14 protein-coding genes are annotated in these 17,295 nt (G+C 74.7%); 6 read left to right on the forward strand and 8 right to left on the reverse strand.

Annotation, left to right across the window (positions count from 1 at the left end; all coding sequences use genetic code 11):
• Positions 1 to 74 precede the first annotated feature (74 nt).
• Entirely contained in the window at positions 75 to 1,211 is a 1,137-nt protein-coding gene (locus tag AB0D29_RS16375; RefSeq protein WP_362854749.1) for a helix-turn-helix domain-containing protein, read from the forward strand.
• Here AB0D29_RS16375 and AB0D29_RS16380 read toward each other — a convergent pair.
• Genes AB0D29_RS16380 through AB0D29_RS16390 form a run of 3 tightly spaced genes read right to left on the reverse strand, consistent with a single transcriptional unit; the run spans position 1,148 to position 4,688 of the window.
• Positions 1,148 to 1,501, reverse strand: coding sequence for a UBP-type zinc finger domain-containing protein (locus AB0D29_RS16380; protein ID WP_362854750.1), 354 nt, complete (start codon positions 1,499 to 1,501; stop codon positions 1,148 to 1,150). The two genes, AB0D29_RS16375 and AB0D29_RS16380, sit on opposite strands and share 64 nt — an antisense overlap.
• Positions 1,498 to 3,015, reverse strand: coding sequence for an ATP-binding protein (locus AB0D29_RS16385; RefSeq protein ID WP_362854751.1), 1,518 nt, complete (start codon positions 3,013 to 3,015; stop codon positions 1,498 to 1,500). Before AB0D29_RS16385 ends, AB0D29_RS16380 begins: the two co-directional genes overlap by 4 nt.
• On the reverse strand, positions 3,012 to 4,688 hold the full coding sequence (locus AB0D29_RS16390) for an FAD-dependent oxidoreductase (RefSeq protein WP_362854752.1): 1,677 nt from the start codon (positions 4,686 to 4,688) through the stop codon (positions 3,012 to 3,014). Before AB0D29_RS16390 ends, AB0D29_RS16385 begins: the two co-directional genes overlap by 4 nt.
• A 433-nt stretch (positions 4,689 to 5,121) precedes the next feature.
• Here AB0D29_RS16390 and AB0D29_RS16395 point away from each other — a divergent pair, with 433 nt between their 5' ends.
• The 3 genes from AB0D29_RS16395 to AB0D29_RS16405 all read left to right on the forward strand — a co-directional run bounded on the left by AB0D29_RS16395 (position 5,122) and on the right by AB0D29_RS16405 (position 10,625).
• Complete coding sequence (locus tag AB0D29_RS16395) at positions 5,122 to 5,781, forward strand: NAD(P)H-binding protein (protein WP_362854754.1); 660 nt, start codon at positions 5,122 to 5,124, stop codon at positions 5,779 to 5,781.
• A 117-nt stretch (positions 5,782 to 5,898) separates the two neighbouring features.
• The gene (locus tag AB0D29_RS16400) at positions 5,899 to 7,710 is read left to right on the forward strand and encodes an RNA ligase family protein (protein ID WP_362855116.1); all 1,812 of its coding nucleotides are present in this window, start codon (positions 5,899 to 5,901) and stop codon (positions 7,708 to 7,710) included.
• Positions 7,710 to 10,625, forward strand: coding sequence for a poly(A) polymerase (locus tag AB0D29_RS16405; RefSeq protein WP_362854756.1), 2,916 nt, complete (start codon positions 7,710 to 7,712; stop codon positions 10,623 to 10,625). Before AB0D29_RS16400 ends, AB0D29_RS16405 begins: the two co-directional genes overlap by 1 nt.
• A gap of 22 nt (positions 10,626 to 10,647) precedes the next feature.
• Here AB0D29_RS16405 and AB0D29_RS16410 read toward each other — a convergent pair whose 3' ends face one another.
• The 3 genes from AB0D29_RS16410 to AB0D29_RS16420 form a co-directional block, all read right to left on the reverse strand.
• Positions 10,648 to 11,565, reverse strand: a complete 918-nt coding sequence (locus AB0D29_RS16410) for an NADP-dependent oxidoreductase (protein ID WP_362855117.1) — start codon at positions 11,563 to 11,565, stop codon at positions 10,648 to 10,650.
• 179 nt (positions 11,566 to 11,744) lie between these two features.
• Positions 11,745 to 11,954 carry a hypothetical protein gene (locus AB0D29_RS16415; protein ID WP_362854757.1) on the reverse strand — a complete coding sequence of 70 codons (210 nt, stop codon included), beginning with the start codon at positions 11,952 to 11,954 and terminating at the stop codon, positions 11,745 to 11,747.
• A 243-nt stretch (positions 11,955 to 12,197) separates the two neighbouring features.
• Positions 12,198 to 13,274 (reverse strand): RNA ligase (ATP), encoded by a 1,077-nt coding sequence (locus AB0D29_RS16420; RefSeq protein ID WP_362854759.1) that lies wholly within the window; start codon positions 13,272 to 13,274, stop codon positions 12,198 to 12,200.
• A 175-nt stretch (positions 13,275 to 13,449) separates the two neighbouring features.
• Between AB0D29_RS16420 and AB0D29_RS16425 the strand changes: the two genes are divergently transcribed.
• Positions 13,450 to 14,196: an SDR family oxidoreductase gene (locus AB0D29_RS16425; RefSeq protein ID WP_362854760.1), complete on the forward strand. Its 747-nt coding sequence runs from the start codon at positions 13,450 to 13,452 to the stop codon at positions 14,194 to 14,196.
• A gap of 41 nt (positions 14,197 to 14,237) precedes the next feature.
• On the opposite strand, the gene AB0D29_RS16430 is transcribed toward AB0D29_RS16425, so the two are convergent.
• Together AB0D29_RS16430 and AB0D29_RS16435 are read right to left on the reverse strand one after the other, a co-directional pair.
• Positions 14,238 to 15,002, reverse strand: coding sequence for a peptidoglycan-binding protein (locus tag AB0D29_RS16430; RefSeq protein ID WP_362854761.1), 765 nt, complete (start codon positions 15,000 to 15,002; stop codon positions 14,238 to 14,240).
• A gap of 263 nt (positions 15,003 to 15,265) precedes the next feature.
• Positions 15,266 to 16,420 carry an MFS transporter gene (locus AB0D29_RS16435; protein WP_362854762.1) on the reverse strand — a complete coding sequence of 385 codons (1,155 nt, stop codon included), beginning with the start codon at positions 16,418 to 16,420 and terminating at the stop codon, positions 15,266 to 15,268.
• A gap of 389 nt (positions 16,421 to 16,809) precedes the next feature.
• On the opposite strand from AB0D29_RS16435, the gene AB0D29_RS16440 reads away from it, so the two are divergent.
• Entirely contained in the window at positions 16,810 to 17,244 is a 435-nt protein-coding gene (locus AB0D29_RS16440; protein ID WP_362854764.1) for a hypothetical protein, read from the forward strand.
• The last annotated feature ends 51 nt before the right edge of the window (positions 17,245 to 17,295 follow it).

Genomic DNA, 17,295 nt, shown 5'->3' on the forward strand with positions numbered 1-17,295 from the left:
CGCCACGTTGGGGCCGGCGGCCGCCACGGTACTGCGATGACCTGGCCATTCGTCCTCGTCTATGCTCGGCCCCTGTGGTCCCGAACACGCACCAGGGCACGACCTCCTCCGCCCTCACCCGTCTGAACGTCAATACGGCACGTCTGCTCGGGATACCTCCGGCCGGGTACGCGCACCTGCTGGGTCTGGCCCCGGAGCACCTCAACGACGACCTGTGCCGGCCGCCCGCCCTGACGAGCATCCGCATCGCCGAACTGGCCACCGTCCACGCCCACTGGACCGAGGTGGCCCAGGTCATGACCCGGCAGTCGGACATCGGCAGCCTCGGCGTCTGGGACTACCTGTTCACCTCCGCGCCGACTCCGCTCGAAGGGGCCCGGGACGCCTCGGCCCACCTCGCCGCGGTCGTCGACACCGGCACGGACAACCTGTGGGTCACCGAGGAAGACGGCGAGGTCACCATCAGCCACCTCAACGAGGCCGATCTCACCCACGAGGCGGCCTGCGCCGTCCGCGCCTGCGCGCTCGGCCTCTACCAGCGCCGACTCGGCGAAGCCGCGCGGCGGACCCTCGTACCCGTCCGCGTCGCGCTGGCCGCCAGGACACCCGCCCGGCACGACGCCCTGACCGAGCTCTACGGCACCCGCAGCATCGAGTTCGAGGCCCCGGTCAGCTCGATCACCTTCCGCACCGAAGACCTGAACGCCCCCTCTCCGCACGCCCAGCCCGGCCTGTCGAGCGTGCTGCGCAGGCACGCGGACCAGACCCTCGCCTCCGCCGTACCGCTGCGCAACTGGCTGGACCTCTTCCGTACCGCCGTCGCCTCCCTCCACGGGGAAGGCGACCTGACCCTGTCCACGGCGGCGCGGCGCATGGCCATCAGCACGCGGACCCTCCAGCGCCGCCTCGACGAACACGGCACCACGTGGAGCCACGAGGTCGAAACCGTGCGCCGGGAGCAGGTCACGCGGCTGCTCCACAGCACCGACCTCAGCATCGACGCGATCGCCGCCCGGAGCGACTACGCCGACGCGCGCGCCCTGCGCCGGGCCGTCCAACGCTGGTACAACACCACCCCCGCAGCCCTGCGCCGCACCGGCCATCCGCACGGCGGCGGCGCGCGGACCGAACGGGGTGACGAGCCGGTTCAGCGGTGGAGCCGCTGCGTCCAGTCCGGCGGAACCCGATCGGCCGGTCCGGGCACCGACTGATCCTCGGGATGGCCGCGCGGCGGCGTCAGCTCGGGCCCGGACTCGTACATCTCGTTGCGGTCGTAGTCCCAGAACCAGTCCTCGCCCGGTTCGAAGCTCTGCACCAGGGGGTGGCCGGCGGACTTCCAGTGGGCGGTGGCGTGCTGGGCCGGCGAGGAGTCGCAGCAGCCGATGTGGCCGCACTGGGCGCAGCGCCGCAGGTGGAACCACCAGCCGCCCACCGCGTCGCAGTCGCCGCAGCCGGTACCGGCGGGCGGGACGCTCGGGTCGATTCCCTTGATGTCGGTCATACGGGCTCCTCGGCGGTCTCGGTGCCGGTTGCGGGTGCGCTCTCGGCTTCGCTCGCGCTTTCGGTTTCGGCTTCGGCTTCGGATTCCGGTGCGGTCAGCGGCAACAGCACCTGGAAACGGGTGTCACCGGGCTCGGATTCGACCTGGAGGCTGCCGTGGTGCTTGTTGACGACGATCCGCCAGGAGATGTCCAGGCCCAGTCCGGTGCCCTCCCCCACCGGCTTCGTGGTGAAGAAGGGATCGAAGATGCGGCTGCGGATGTCTCCGGGGATACCGGGCCCGGTGTCGCGGAACTCCACCAGCAGCCGGTCCCCCTCGCGCGCCGTGCGGACCGTCAGCGTGCCCTCGCCACCCGCGCTCCCCATGGCGAAGACGGCGTTGTCGATGAGGTTGGTCCACACCTGGTTGAGCTCCGCCGGGTAGGCGGGCACGTCCGGCAGGGAGCGGTCGTAGTCCTTGACCACCCGGATCCGGCGGCCGATCTTCCCCGACAGCATCAGCAGGGTGCTGTCCAGGAGTTCGTGGACGTCGACGACCCGGTGCGGGGCCCGGTCGAGCTGCGAGTACTGCTTGGCCGCGTCCACGAGGTGGGAGATGCGGGTGGTGGAGTCGTCGATCTCGTCCATCAACAGCTCGGTCTCGACGGAGTAGTTGAGCCAGCCGATGGCCGCCGGCAGGATGTCCTCGGCCACGGTCGCCGCGACCTGGTCCAGCCAGTCCGTGTCCAGTCCGGCCTGTACGAAGGTCGGCGCGATCCGCCAGCCCTCCTGGATGTCGTGGTCGTCGAGCCAGTCGGCGAGCTCGTCCTCCCTGTCGGAGGCCTCCAGGGGGCTCAACGCCGGTGCTTTGGCCACGCGTTCGACGGTGCGCTCCTGGATCTCGATGAGGTCGGCGATGGTCTCGCGGGAGTAGCCGCCCTGGGAGATGACGGCCAGCTTGTGCCGCATCTTGCCGACCCGTTCGCGCAGGGTGGCGGTGGCCCGGACGGCCGCCGCGGCCGGGTTGTTGAGCTCGTGGGTGAGTCCGGCGGACAGCGATCCGAGCGCCAGGAGCCGTTCGCGCTGGCCGATGGCCCGCTGGGTGTTCTTCGCGCCGAAGAAGAGCCCTTCCAGCAGGTGGGCGGCCATCGGGAACCATTCCTGCATGAAGTCGGCGAACGACTGCGCGGGCAGCACGAAGAACCGCGTCTTCTCGGTCACCCGCATCGAGTTGGTGTAGGTCTGCGGCACCCGGTCGCCCAGGTAGGCCTGCATGGCTCCGGCGTACACCCCGCGCTGCGAGGTCCGGCTCACCTCGACGTCGTCGCCGCCGACCCGGCGGGACAGTACGACGGTGCCCTCGATCATCACGTAGAAGCACGTCGCCGGGTCGCCTTCGGTGTACACCGGACCGGCTTCGAACCGTTCCACGCGCCCCTCGGCGCACAACCGTCCGAGCTGCTCCGGGGAGAGCTTCTCGAACAGGAACAGCGAGGCGATCTCCTGCGGGCTGCAGGGCATCGCCTGCCCGCTCATGACTGCTCCAGGTACCGGTGGACGAGCATCACGGCCATGGCTCCCTCTCCGACGGCGGACGCGACGCGCTTCGCGGACCGGGCCCGCGCGTCGCCGGCCACGAACACGCCGGGAATGTTGGTCTCCAGGTGGTAGGGCGGCCGGTCCAGCGGCCACTCGGCCGGTGGCCGTCCGTCCGCCGTGAGGTCCGGTCCGGCCAGGATGAAGCCGCGTTCGTCGCGCAGCACCGTGCCGTCCAGCCAGTCGGTCAGCGGGGCCGCGCCGATGAAGACGAACATCCACTGCGCGTCGACGAGTTCCGTGGCGCCGCTTTCCACGTCCCGCAGGACCAGCCGTTCCAGGTGCTCCTCGCCGTGCGCCGCCTCGACGACGGTCCGGGTGCGCACCGAGATGTTCGGCGACTCCTGGATCTGCTGGATCAGGTAGTACGACATCGACGCGGTCAGGGACTCCCCGCGCACCAGCAGCGTCACCGACTTCGCGCCCCGCGCCAGGTACATCGCGGCCTGCCCGGCGGAGTTGGCCCCGCCGACGATGTAGACGTCGTACCCCTGGCAGGAGGACGCCTCGGTGAGCGAGGAGCCGTAGTACACGCCGCGGCCGGTCAGGTCGTCGCAGCCCGGTGCCTGGAGCTGCCGGTACGAGACGCCGGTCGCCAGGATGACGCTGTGCGCGGCGACCGACGAGCCGTCGGAGAAGCGGACGACGCGCGCCGGGCCGTTGACCTCCAGCCCGGTGACCTCGCGCGCGGTGAGGATCTCGGCGCCGAACCGGCCGGCCTGGCGGCGGGCGCGATCGGTGAGCTGGGCGCCCGAGACGCCGTCGGGGAAGCCGAGGTAGTTCTCGATGCGGGAGCTCTGCCCGGCCTGCCCGCCGGTGGCCGACCGCTCGATGAGTACGGTTCGCAGCCCCTCGGAGGCCCCGTACACGGCCGCGCCGAGCCCGGCCGGGCCGCCGCCGATCACGACGAGGTCGTAGAACTCGGCGGTCGGCGTCGTCGCGAGCCCCACGTGGGCGGCCAGGTCGGGCGCCTCCGGCTCGACCAGTACGGTGCCCTCCGGGGTGATCACCAGGGGCAGCCGCTGCCCGTCGACCCCGGCGGCCTCCAGCAGGCGCAGGCCCTCGGGCTCGTCGGATGAGTACCAGCGGTAGGGCACCTGGTTGCGGGCCAGGAACTCCCGCACCTGCGAGGAGCGCGCCGACCAGCGGTGCCCGACCACCTTGGTGGCGGGTACCGGCCGGTAGTCGCTGGAGCGCCAGGCGGTGAGCAGGTCGTCCACGACGGGGTAGAGCTTCTCCTCCGGCGGGTCCCACGGCTTGAGCAGGTAGTGGTCGAGGTCGACGACGTTGATCGCGTCGATCGCCGCGTTGGTGTCGGCGTACGCGGTCAGCAGTACGCGCCGGGCGCCGGGGTACACGTTCAGGGCCTGTTCGAGGAACTCGATGCCGTTCATCTGCGGCATGCGGTAATCGGCCAGGATCACGGCCACCAGGTCGCCCCGCAGCTTCAGCTCGCGCAGTGCCTCCAGGGCGGACTCACCGGACTCGGCGCGCACGATGCGGTACCCGGCGCCGTAGCGGCGCCGCAGGTCACGGGCGACGGCACGGGAGACTCCGGGATCGTCGTCCACGGTCAGGATGACGGTCCGTGCTGCGTCGGCGACCTCTGCCATACGTCTCCCACGACGGCCTGGACCAGCGGCACGGCGAGCCGCCCGCCCCGGTTCCCGCCCATCGTATGTTCGATCGCCCGAATCTGCCCCGGGAACGGATCCCCGGGGCCCCGGACCGGTCCCGCGCGGCCGGCGAAGCCCGCCGAAGCCGCGCAAACGGCCCCCGTCGGTGGCGAAGCCCGGACCCGCGCCGCAGCGCACGTACGACTCGGCCCCCGTGTGCGCGGAGGCGCGGGGCACGGTCCCCCCGTCGATCGTGGCCCTGTGCCACCTGGCCGTCGCTTCCGGTGCACGACGCCTACGTCGTCCGGTCGGGGCGGATCGTCCGGTGGCTTCGGCCCGGCTGGCGGGTGGGGGTGGGGTGGTTCGGTTGGATGGGTGGGACGGGGCTCGATCGGGGTTCCGTACAGCCCTCCATCCCCAGGGAGTTGCCATGGCCAAGATCGCCCTCTTCGGCGCGAGCGGCAGCATCGGAACCCAGGTGCTGCGCGAAGCGATCCGGCGCGGCCACGAGGTCACCGCGGTCGTACGCGATCCCGCGAAGCTCGCGGACTCCGGCGGCGGGGCCACCGCGGTGGTGCGCGGCGACGTGCTGGATCCGGCGTCCGTGGCCGGGGCGGCGGCCGGGCAGGACGTGGTGATCAGTGCGTTCGGCCCCGGCTCCGGGGACCCCGCCGTCCTCGTGGACGCCGCGAAGTCGCTGATCGGCGGGGTGCGTTCGCTCGGCACGGACACGCCCCGGCCGCGGGTGGTGGTAGTCGGCGGGGCGGGTTCGCTGCGCACCCCCGGCGGCCCGCTGGTCTGGGACCAGGCGGGCGTTCCCGAGCCCGTGCTGGCTCTGATGCACGCCCACGGCGACGCCCTGGACTTCCTGCGGACCGTGCCCGTGGAGGAGGTCCACTGGACCTGCCTGAGCCCGGCCGCGCAGATCGCTCCGGGCGAGCGCACGGGAACGTACCGGCTGGCACTCGACGACCTCGTCGTCGACGACGAGGGCCGCAGCCACATCTCGACGGAGGACTACGCCGTCGCCGTGCTCGACGAGATCGAGCTCGACGCGCACGCGGGCCGACGTTTCACCCTCGGCTACTGAGCTCCCCGAAGGCCCCGGCTCCCCCGTGGGGTTGCTCCCCGTGGGGTTAATGGGTGGATGGCCCCGCTCCGGATACTTACAGTGACGAGGCACCACGTCGTCGAGCCGGAGCGGATCATGCGCACCCACTATCCCCGTACGCCACACCTGCCCTGGTCCCCCGGGGCCTCGGCGGACGACGTCCGGGCCGTCGGACTGGAGGGGCTCGCCGGGCGCGAGGTGGTGGTGACGGAGAAGCTCGACGGCGAGAACACCACCCTGTACGCCGACGGCCTGCACGCCCGCTCGCTCGATTCGGCGCACCATCCCTCGCGGGCATGGGTCAAGGGCCTCCAGGGCAGGATCGGCCCGGGGATTCCGGCCGGCTGGCGGGTGTGCGGGGAGAACCTCTACGCCCGGCACTCGATCCCGTACGAGGATCTGGACAGCTGGTTCTACGGGTTCTCGGTGTGGGACGGGGACCACTGCCTGGACTGGGACCGGACCGTACGGTTCCTGCGGGGCCTCGGGGTGCCCGCGCCGCGCGTGCTGTGGCGGGGCACCTTCGACGCGCGCACGCTGCGCAAGCTGAAGCTCGACACCGCGCGGGAGGAGGGCTACGTCGTGCGGACGGCGGCCGGTTTCGCTCGCGAGGACTTCGGGCGGTGCGTGGCCAAGTGGGTGCGGGGCGGGCACGTACAGACCGATACGCACTGGATGTTCGCCGAGGTCGTACCCAACGGGCTCGGTCCGGCGGCCCCGTTGTGGGCGGTCCGGTCGGGAGCCGAGCCGGACGTGGCGGGGCTGGCCGCCGCCGTCGGGGCGGGAGGGGCGGGCGGGGCCGCCGATGGGGATGAGGCCGCCGGTGACGTGGCGGGTGACGTGGCCGAGGTCGCCGCCCGGCTCGACGGGGCGGGGCGGGCGGGCGAGGACCGACTGGCCGGCGTACTGGCCGCCCTGCTGCGGCGCGAGCCGCGCGGCCGGATCGCGGCGCGGCTCGCCGCCGGACCGGCCGGGATGGGACTCGCGCGCCGGGTCGGCGACCTGGTGGGCCTGTACCCGTACCTGCAGCGGCCGTTTCCGGACGCGGACCGACGGGCCGGACTGGTCCGGATGGCCATGGCGGCCGATCTCGGGGTGCTGCACGCGCTGGCCGGGGCGCTGGCCGACGGGCCGCAGGCGCGGGAGGCCGTGGAGTGGTCCGCCCTGTGGGCCGAGGAGGCGGGGCTGCTCGGCGGCCAGGACCCGCTGAACGCCTTGCGCGCCGCCCTGGGGGAGCCCCTCGCCGGGCTGGACGCGGACGCGGCCGACCGTTGCTGGGCGGAGGCCCGGCGCGCGTTCGGGCAGGGAAGGATCGCGGCCGCGCGCCTCGGTTGGGGTCCCGGAGTCGGCTGCGTGGCCGTCGAGGAGGCGGTGGCGGCGACCTGGCAGTGGCGCGACGGAACGTTTCCCCGACTGGTGCAGCTCAGCGGCCCCTCGGGCAGCGGGAAGAGCACCTTCGGTCGCGGCCTGCCCGGTGTGGACGCGTACATCAGTCTTGACGACCTGCGCACCGCCCGGGGTTCCCGCGCGGACCAGCGGGCCAACGCGGACGTGCTGGGCCAGGGCCTGGACCGCCTCGACGCCGCCCTCGCCCGGGGCGGAACCGTGGTGTGGGACGCGACCTCGCTCACCGACCAGCAGCGCGGCCTGGCCGGCTCGGTCGCGCGGCGCCGCGACGCGCTGGTCACCCACGCCGTGGTGCTGGTCGACGAGCCGGAGCTGCTGCGCCGCAACGCCGTGCGCACGCACCCGGTGCCGGGGCAGGTGCTGGCCACCCAGCTGCACCGGTTCAATCCCCCGTACGCCGGTCAGGCGCACCGTACGTGGTACATCGGCGCGGGCGGGGACGTCGAGGACACGGCGGGCGGCCTCGCGGACGGCCCGGATCCGATCTGCGGGGAGTTCTGATGCGTACCAGTGAGCAGCTCTACCACCAGGTCCGCTGGGACCCCCGGTTCGATCCGGCGCGGTTCGTGCTCGGCCTGCTCCAGCGCGGGGCCGCGCCGAAGCGGGTTCCGCTGCCCTCCTTCGTGCCCGGCGGCGACATCCCCTGGCACCGGGTGCTGTTCGTCGAGGCGGACGGCGAACTGGTCTGGGACCGGGCCACGGGCGTGGACCGGATCGACGTCAGCGCGGCGGGGCGGGTCCGCGATCCGCGCCTGCTGCGGGCCCCGTTCTTCACCGCGCGCACCCCGTACGCGTGGGACCCGGCCGGCGGCGGCGCCTGGCGGCCCGCGCAGCCGCCGCCCTCCGGCCCGGCGGCGGGCCCCGCCGCGGTGCGGCTGCTGACCTGGAACGCGCTCTGGGACCGGTACGACGCCCCGCGCATCGCCACCGCCCGGCGCAGGCCGTTGCTGCTGGCCGATCTGGCGGCCGCCGACGCGGATGTCATCGCGCTGCAGGAGGTCGAGCCCGAGCTGGTCGGCATGCTGCTGGCGGCGCCGTGGGTGCGGGCCGGGTACACCCTCGGCACGGATCCCGGCGGCCGCGACGTCGCCGAGTGCGGGCTGCTGGTACTGAGCCGGCTGCCGGTGCGGGAAGCGGGGATGCACCTGCTCGGCAGGCACAAGGCGGTCACCGCCGTGACGGTGGACACCGCGGCCGGCGCCCTGGTCGTCGCCGCGACGCACCTGACCAGCGACCACACCGAGAACGGGCACCTGCGGCGGGACGCCGAACTGGCCCGGCTCGCGGAGGGCCTGGGCGGCATCGAGGCCGCCGTGGCCCTGCTGGGCGACTTCAACGACGGCCGCCACGGGGCCGAGGGGCCCGCGGCCGCACTCGGCATGCGGGACGCCTGGAGCGAGGTCCACGGGGCCGCGGACGGTACGCCGACCTTCGATCCGGTGGCCAATCCGCTGGCCGCGGTGGGCTCGCTGTCCGGGCGGGCGGCCCGGCTGGACCGGATCCTGCTCGGGTCCACGGGGGCGCGGGTGACGCGGGCGGCGCTGCGCGGCGACGCGCCCGCCGCGCAGGGGCTGTTCATCTCCGACCACTTCGGTGTCGAGGCGACCGTGGAGTTCGGGGCGCCCGGCGGCGGGCCGGCGCGGCTCGACGTACCGGCGACCGCGCGGACGGCGGTGGCCTGGCTGCCGCCGCAGCTGCCGGAGGCGGTGCGGGAGGTGCGCGAGCGGCACGACCCGCAGGCCGGCCGCTGGCCCGCGCACGTGAACCTGCTCTTCGGCTTCGTGCCGGAGTCCTCCTTCGACGAGGCCCTGCCGCTGCTGGCCGAAGCGGCCGCCGGGGCGGCGCCCTTCGACGTACGGCTGGAGGGCGTGCACAGCTTCGGGCACCGCGAGGACGCCACCCTCTGGCTGGATCCGGCGGCGGCCGGAGACGGGCCGTGGCAGGAACTCCGGCGCAACCTGACGGAGCGGTTCCCGGGCTGCCGGGGGCGCGCCGAGGGGTACACCCCGCACCTGACGCTCGGGCGCAGCCAGGACCCGCAGCGGGCGGTCGTGGAGTTCACGGCCCGGCTCCGCGGCGCCGTGCCCTCGCGGGTCGGGGAGCTGGCGGTGCTCTCGCGGCGCGGGGACGGACCGATGCGGGTCCGCGCGGCGGTGGCACTGGGGACGGGCGAGGTGCGCTGGGAAGCGGAACCGGAACCGAAGCCGGAGCACGCGCCCGGTGAGGCGCACGGTCGTGGACCCGGCCGGGCCGAGCAGGTCACCGCCCGCGTCCGGGCCGCCCTGGGCGGGGCGGAGGTGCACCTGGCCGGATCGCGCCGGATGGGCTGCGCGCTGCCGGAGGCCGACCTGGACCTGGTGGCGGTGCTGCCCGGGCCGGACGAGGTCACCGCCGTACGGGACCGGCTGGCGGCGGCCCTGCCGGAGGCCGGGCCGCTGCGCGAGGTGACGGGGGCGCGCGTGCCGGGTGTGCGGTTCCGCGTCGGGGCGCTGTCCGTGGACCTGGTGACGGTGGCCGCGAACGGCCTGGATCCCGCACATGCGGTGGCACGGCGGGTGGAGTTGGGTGAGGCGGCCGCCGTCGCGCTGAGCGCGGTGAGCGACGCCGATGCCGTACGGGAGCGGGTGGGCGCGGAGCACGCCGCGTTCGCCCGGCTGGCGCGGGAGGTGAAGGCGTGGGCGCGGGCCCGCGGGCTGGACTCGGCGCCGTTCGGCGGGCTGCCGGGGCTGGCCTGGGCGGTCCTGGCGGCGCGTACGGTCCAGGAGGCCGGGGCGCTGCCGCCGGACGAGCTGCTGCGGGAGTTCTTCGGCCGGTGGGCCGCCTGGGACTGGCGGGAGCCGGTGGGGCTGTTGCCGTCGGCCGTGGCGCCGGCGGATCCGGCTGCGGCGGACGGGCAGGATGCGGTCGCGTCGGCCGGACCGGACCCGCTCCCGGTCCTCGATCCGGTCACGGTGCTCACGCCCTCGGAGCCGGTGCGCAGTTGCACCGCCCAGGTGGGGCCGGGCCTGCGCGACCTGCTGGTCCAGGAGTTGTACCGGGCCTGGGAGCTGCTCGAGGCCGGCTCCGACCAGGCCGGCCGGACCCTGCCGGCCCCGCCGCCGCTGCACCGCCGGCACGCCGCCTGGGCGGTGGTCACCGTACGCGCGTCCGGCGGGGAGTTCGAGGAGACCCTGGGCCGCGTGCGGGGGCGGCTGCGGGCGCTGCTCGGCGCCCTGGAGGCGGCCGGTGTCACGGACGCGCACGCCTGGCCGCGCCCCTTCGAGTCCGGCCCGGGCCTCGCCCGTTACGCGATCGGCCTCGGCTCCGCCCCGCCGGACGCGGCGGAGCTGGCCGCGCAGACCGGCCCGTGGCGGGCCGGCCTGCCGGGGGTCGAGGTCACCCGGGCGGCCTGCGGCGAGGTGCCGGACCTGGCCTGACGTGGGCCGCCCCCGGGCGGGATCAGACCTCGATGACGATCTTTCCCGGGGTGTGCCCGCCCTGGCTCAGTTCGAAGGCCGCGGCGAGTTCGGCCAGCGGGAAGGTCTTGGCGACCGGCACCTTCAGCTGTCCGGCGTCGGCGAGCCGGCCCAGTTCGGCCAGGTCGCTGCCGACCGGACGGACCCAGACCCACTGGCCGCCCGATCCGAGCACGCTGGGATCGGCGATCGAGGCGTGCCGGCCGTCGTCGTGGAGCACTTCCCGGGTGACCCCGCCGACGCCGCCGACGAAGTCCGCGACGACGGTGGGCCCGTCGGGCACGAGGGCGCGGACGCGGTCGGCGAGCCCGTCCCCGTACTCGACGGGTTCGCCGCCGAGTTCGCGCACCCGGTCGTGGTTGCGCGGGGAGGCCGTGCCGATGACGCGGGCGCCGAGCGCCCGGGCGATCTGCACGCCGAGGGAGCCGACACCGCCCGCGGCGCCGTGGATGAGGACCGTGTCGTCCTTGCCGGTGCCGAGGCGGGTGAGCAGCTGGTACGCGGTGAGCCCGGCCAGCGGGAGCCCGGCGGCCTCGGCCCAGCTCAGCGAGGCGGGCTTGTGCGCGAGGGCGCGCACGGGCACGGTGACGAACTCGGCGAAGGTCCCGCCGTGCACGTAGTCCTTGCGGGCGTAGGCGATGACCTCGTCGCCCTCGGCGTACTCGGGGACGTCGATGCCGACGCGCTCGACGGTGCCGGCCACGTCCCAGCCGGGGATCACCGGGTAGACGACGTCCATCAGGGCGTCGAGCCCGCCCGACATGATCTTCCAGTCGACGGGGTTGACCCCGGCGTACTTCACCCGGACGAGCACCTCGCCCGGGCCGTACTTGGGCAGCGGCAGCCGGATCTCGGAGAGCACCTCCGTCCCGCCGTACGTCTCGTACGCCATCGCCCGCATGGTTTCCTGGCTGCTCCGGCCCGACTGGGACATGTACCCGACCTCTCCGTGTGCTGGTGGACCCGCCCCCGGTCCATCCCACCACGCACGCCGCGCCCGCCCCACGATGCGGGGCGAACGCGGCGCGGCGCGTCCCGCACGGCGCGTCCCGCACGGCCCGGCCCGTCGGACGCGGCCGGTCACCCGTGCACGGGGAAGGCCGCCTGGAAGTCGAGCCGCGCGTCCGCCCCCTCGGCGATCCGCCCGAGTACCCCGTCCAGCTCCAGGTACGCCTCCCAGCGCTCGGCACCGGTCTGCGTGGCGAGGCGGTCCACGACGAGGTCCTCCAGGTCCTGGACCCGCTTGCCCTTCCACACCTTGTCCGCGAGGCTGACCAGCAACTCCTCCACGGTCACCCCGTCTTCGCCCCACGCGGCGCGCGTCGCGGCGCCCGGCCAGCCAGTCGGCCGGCTCGTACGCGACGTCGTGCACGAGCCGCAGGTGCGCGGCCAGCCGGGGCGGGGCGGCCGGCGCGCGCAACAGCGCGGACACGGTGGGCGGAAGGGGCCGCAGCGGCGGTTCCCCCGGGGTGTCGAGCGCCCTCGACAAGGCATCGGTACGGGACATCGGATCATCCTGGGAACGCCGGACGATCACTCGTACTCGGTACCGCCCTTACGGGTCAGGTAGGCCGGGCTGACCGCCTTGGCGATGGCGCGGCCGCCGACGACCGGGCTGTAGCGCTCCGCCGAGGGACGGATCACGACGCCCTCGCGCAGGTGCACGGCCCGCCCGGACACGGTTTCGCGGCCGCTCGCCAGCTCCAGCACGGTGTCGAGGTCGTACGGGCCCTCGTACAGCCGTGGCACCAGCGGCAGTTCCCCGTCCGCCAGGACGGCGGTCGGGTCCAGCCAGCGCACCTGCCCGTCGATCTCGGCGGACACGTCGAAGACGGCGTACCCGGGTGGTGTGTCGGCGGTGCGCACGTCGGTCCCGTAGGCCAGGTCCTGGACGCCCGCGCCGTACACCTCGGCGAAGATGCCCACCCGGGTGGCGCCGAGGCGGGCGGCCAGGGCCGCGGCGACGGCCGGCACGCCGTGGCCGCGTACGGCCCGCCAGTAGAGGTTGCGCTCGTCCTCCTTGAGCGCCAGCCCCTTCGAGCCGAATCCCTTGGAGGAGACGATCGACCGCTCCTCCTGCGCCACGTACGTGAACAGGCAGGCGGTGCCGTGCAGTTTCTCCGTGAGGACGACCTGCTCGCCCGGCTCGAAGATGTGCGGGTAGCGCTGGAGGTTCTCGATGTCGACCCACGGCATCAGGTCGGCGGCGGCTTCGACGTCGCCGCTCATGGTGGTGGGGATGGGCGGGGACCATTTGGTGATGCCGAGCAGTTCCGCGAAGTCCGTGCCCTCCTTGGCCGCCTGCACGAGGTCGACGTCGGCGAGCGCGCGCGGGCGGCACACCAGGCCCTGTGAGAGTTCGCCGCGCAGGCGGACCGCCTTGACCCGGTCGGCGGAGCCGCCGGCCAGCCGTCCGGTGAGACCGAGCTCCTCGATCAGCTCGGCCGGCAGCACGGCCTGTTCGGGTATGTAGAGCGCGAACTCGCCCGTGCGGTAGGCACCCTTGGCGATCACGGCGCGGTACAGGCCCACCTGGGCCAGCTCCAACGCGTCGGCGTTCGGGTGCTCGTGGACGGTCAGCTCTTCGGCGGTGACCCTCAAGGTCGACATGGACGGCTCCTGCAGTCGTCAGGGACGCGGACGACGTGCCGGTCCTTCGGCGCGTCGGTGACGATCACTCTCCCGGGCGCCATTTTCGCTGGTCCAGCGATTATCACGGTGTTAGCCTGCCGCACCGCGCGCGCTGCTCCGGCATCCGCTGTTCCACCTTCCGCAGGAGGCTTCCGTGTCACGTCGTCGTCCGGTCACCGTCATCACCGGCGGCAGCAGGGGCATCGGTGCGGCGACCGCGCTGCGGCTGGCCGCCGACGGGCACGACCTGGCCCTGGGCTACGTCCGCGACGAGGCGGCCGCCGAGGCCGTCGCCGAGCGGGTACGGGCCACCGGGGCCCGCTGTGTGACCGTACGCGGTGACACCTCCGAGGAGTGCGCCGTCGAGCGGCTCTTCGACATCGCGGGCGCCGAACTCGGCACGCTGACCGGCCTGGTCAACAACGCCGGGGTGACCGGCCCGCTCGGCCGGCTCGCCGACGCCCGGACCGAGGACCTGCGGCGCGTGGTCGAGGTGAACCTCCTCGGGTACCTGCTGTGCTGCCGCCGGGCCGCCCGGGACATGGCGGAGTCCGGCGGCGGGGCGATCGTGAACGTCTCCTCGGCTGCCGCCACCCTCGGCAGCCCCGGGGACTACGTGCACTACGCGGCGACCAAGGCGGCCACCGACGCGCTGACCGTGGGCCTCTCCAAGGAGCTCGGCCCGGACGGGATCCGGGTCAACGCCGTGGCTCCCGGCATCATCGAGACCGACATGCACGCGGCGATGGGGGATCCCGACCGGCCGGCACGGGCCGCGGCCGCGATCCCGCTCGGGCGGCCCGGCCGGCCCGGGGAGATCGCCGGGGCCATCGCCTGGCTGCTGTCCCCGGACGCCTCGTACACGACGGGAACCGTGCTGCGGGTCTCCGGCGGCCGCTGAACCGCCGGAGGCCGCGGCAGGCCACCGCAGGCCGGGCGGCCTTACCTCATGGCCGCCTGCGTGGCGGGCCCGTAGACGCCCTGCGGGTCGCCCTTGATGGACCGGTCGCGCTGGAGCTGGCTGACGCCGCGCTTGGTCTGGCCGTCGAAGACGCCGGTGACGGAGACGTACGTGAACCCCTGCCCGTAGAGCATTTCCTGCAGGGCGCGCACCTCGGGCCCCTTGTCCCCCATCCGCAGGGTCACGGGGGCACCGGCACCCGACGGTCGCGGCGCCGACGCGCTCGGCGAGGGCGTCGGCTCGGGCCCCTCGCTCGCCTTCGCGCTCGCGCTCGCGCTCGGCTCCGCCGTCGGGGCCGTCGGGGTCGCCCCGGCCCGTGCGGACGCGGCCGGCCCGGGTTCCCCGCCGGCGCCCGCGTCCGGGCTGCGCGCCGGGAGCACCGGCACGGACAGCTCGGGCGGCCGCCCTGCCCGGGGCGGTTCCGGCTCCGGCCCGCTCAGCAGGAGCACCGCGGCGCCGACCACGGCGAGCGCGAGCAGGGTGGCGACGGCGAGCGGAAGCCGACTGCGGCTGCGGCTCCCGCCGTCCAAGTCATCGCGCGGGCCTGCGGGAGCGACGGCAGGGGCGGAAGCCGGAGCGGGGCCACCGGCTTGCGGGGCGCGCGCCGGGCCGGGGAAGGCGAGGGGTCCGGTCTGCGGCCAGGTGGGCGCCGTCGGCCGGGGCGGCCGGCCCGAGGGGCCGACGTACGGGCGTACGAGCAGGTGGTCGTCGGGGACGAGCCCGCTCTCATCAGGGTCCTGGGACATGGTGGCTCCCCGGCTGGGACGGGGGCCGGCGCGGCGGTGCGGTGCCGGCCCCCATCCGGCCGGTCAGGCTCTGCGCCGCCGGGCGGCGGGAGCCAGGGGGGCACCGGTGGCGGGGACGCCGGGGGTGCCGAGTGCCGGAGAACCGCCGACCGTGGCCGGGGCGGGCGATGTGCGAACGGATGGGGACATCTGGCGTATCTCCGAAGTGCGGCTCAAGCGGTGGTTCTTGATCGGCGCACTCTTTCCCTCCGGCAGGGCCCGGGTCAAGCCGGATGTCCGGTATCCCCCTGGTCGTCCCGTCTGTCGGTGCGGCGGACCGCCGTGGCCCAGACGGTGCACGCCGCCCCGAGCATCAGGGCGGCTCCGCCGAGCGGGGCGGCGGGTGCGGAGATGCCGTCGACGGCGAGGCCGCCGAACAGCGCGCCCGCGGCTATGGCGAGGTTGAACATGGCCACCATGAGCGAGGAGGCCGCCTCGGGCGCGTCCGGGGACGCCTTGATCATCCAGCCCTGCACGCTCACGGAGACCCCTCCGTAGGCGAGTCCCCAGGCGAGCAGCAGCGTGGTCCCGGCGACCGGTCCCGGGAGGACGGCGATCAGCGCGAGGATCACGGTGAGGCAGGAGCTGACCACGAGCAGGGTCCGGTACGCGTCGCGGGTCCCGGCCAGGAAGTTGCCCGCGACACCGGCGACGCCGTAGCCGAGCAGGAGCGTGCTGACGTATCCGGCGTCGATGCCGGAGACGTCCTGGAGGATCGGCCGGACGAAGGTGTAGGCGGCGAACTGCCCGGTCACCACCAGGAAGGTGACGATCACCCCGGCCCGGACGGCCGGGTTCTCGCGGAGCAGGGCCGGCAGTTCCGGGAAGGTGATGTGCCGGGTCGGCGGCAGCGGGGGCAGCAGCAGGAGCAGCGCGGTCAGCGTGACGAGGCCGAGGACGCCGACCGCCGCGAAGGCGGTGCGCCAGCCGCCGATTTCGCCGAGCAGGGTGCCGGCGGGTACGCCGAGCACGGACGCGGTGGGTACGCCGCCGAAGACGAGCGCGGTCGCCCGGCCCGCCTGGTGCGCGGGGACGAGGCGTACGGCGAGTCCGCCCGCGATGGCCCAGAATCCGCCGACGCTGACGCCGACCAGCAGGCGGGCCGCGAGCACCACGGCGAAGTTCGGGGCGAGGGCGGCGGCGAGGTTGGCGGCGGCCATCAGGGCGATGAGCACGCACAGTACGAGCCGCCTGTCGAGCCGGCCGGCGCCGACGGTGACCAGCGGGGCGCAGCATCCGGCGACCAGCCCGGGGACGGTGACCATCAGCCCGGCGGTCCCGTCGGAGACGCCCAGGTCGGCGCCGACCGGGGTGAGCAGCCCGACGGGGAGCAGTTCGGAGGTGATGAGGCAGAAGATCCCGAGGGCGACGGCGCACACGGCCGCCCAGCCCTTCCACGGTGCGGGTCCGCTCCCCGTCCCGGGTCCGCTCGCGTGTCCGGGTCTACTCCCGCGTCCGGGTCTGCTCCCCGGCTCGGATCGGGCTTCAGGCAGGGACGCGGCCGGGGGCGGGGACGCGGGGCGGCCCGTGGGCTCCGGGGGCGGCGTGGGGTTGCCGGGCGCGGCGGCTGAGGTCATGGACGGGCACTCCGTACGGGCGTTCGACGGGCAGGACACGGCGGCGCGGGGCGCCGGAGGTCGCGCCTCCCCCGTCACCCGCACTGCCGTTCCAATTTCCCACACGCCCCGACCGCAACCACGGGGGCCGTGTCACCCACACGCGTGAGGCGGGGAACCGGGCGGGCCGAACCGTACGGCAAGGTGGTCGGATGCAGTTACGCCGGGCCGTGCCCCTCTCCCTCGTCGCGCTCCTCGCGAGCGCCGGCTGTGTCTCCGTCGCACCGCAAGATTCGGCTCCGGTTCCCGTACGCGGTTCCGTTCCGCCCGCCAACGCCCCCGAGCTCCCCACCCCCCTGGCGCTGCCCCTGGGGGAACTGCCCGCGACCCCCGAGACCGACCCGCACCCGGACCCGGAACCAGCGGCGGAACGGGGTCGCGCCCCGGAGCCCGAGCCGTCCCGCGAGCGGGCCCGTGCCAAGACGGTGCCGCCCCGGCGGACGCGGGTGCCCGGGCCCGCGACCGCGCACCCGCACCCGCGTCGGCGGCCCGCCCCCGCGCCCCGCATGGACGAGCTCTGCGCGGCCGCGGACGGGGTCGTACCGCCGTCCATCGTCGACCTCTGCCTGCGGCAGTACGGCCGCTGACCCTCCCCGCGCCGGATGCGAGGCTTGACCCTCCCCCTGTGTCAGACCTTG

This window comes from Streptomyces sp. NPDC048424 (assembly GCF_040651555.1).
Lineage (GTDB): Bacteria > Actinomycetota > Actinomycetes > Streptomycetales > Streptomycetaceae > Streptomyces.

Excerpts from the sequence above, each read along its gene's own strand:
- AB0D29_RS16440 (WP_362854764.1), top strand. The coding sequence starts at position 16,810 with ATGCAGTTACGCCGGGCCGTGCCCCTCTCCCTCGTCGCGCTCCTCGCG.
- AB0D29_RS16430 (WP_362854761.1), bottom strand. The coding sequence starts at position 15,002 with ATGTCCCAGGACCCTGATGAGAGCGGGCTCGTCCCCGACGACCACCTG.
- AB0D29_RS16380 (WP_362854750.1), bottom strand. The coding sequence starts at position 1,501 with ATGACCGACATCAAGGGAATCGACCCGAGCGTCCCGCCCGCCGGTACC.
- AB0D29_RS16410 (WP_362855117.1), bottom strand. The coding sequence starts at position 11,565 with ATGCGGGCGATGGCGTACGAGACGTACGGCGGGACGGAGGTGCTCTCC.
- AB0D29_RS16385 (WP_362854751.1), bottom strand. The coding sequence starts at position 3,015 with ATGAGCGGGCAGGCGATGCCCTGCAGCCCGCAGGAGATCGCCTCGCTG.
- AB0D29_RS16395 (WP_362854754.1), top strand. The coding sequence starts at position 5,122 with ATGGCCAAGATCGCCCTCTTCGGCGCGAGCGGCAGCATCGGAACCCAG.
- AB0D29_RS16400 (WP_362855116.1), top strand. The coding sequence starts at position 5,899 with ATGCGCACCCACTATCCCCGTACGCCACACCTGCCCTGGTCCCCCGGG.
- AB0D29_RS16405 (WP_362854756.1), top strand. The coding sequence starts at position 7,710 with ATGCGTACCAGTGAGCAGCTCTACCACCAGGTCCGCTGGGACCCCCGG.
- AB0D29_RS16390 (WP_362854752.1), bottom strand. The coding sequence starts at position 4,688 with ATGGCAGAGGTCGCCGACGCAGCACGGACCGTCATCCTGACCGTGGAC.
- AB0D29_RS16420 (WP_362854759.1), bottom strand. The coding sequence starts at position 13,274 with ATGTCGACCTTGAGGGTCACCGCCGAAGAGCTGACCGTCCACGAGCAC.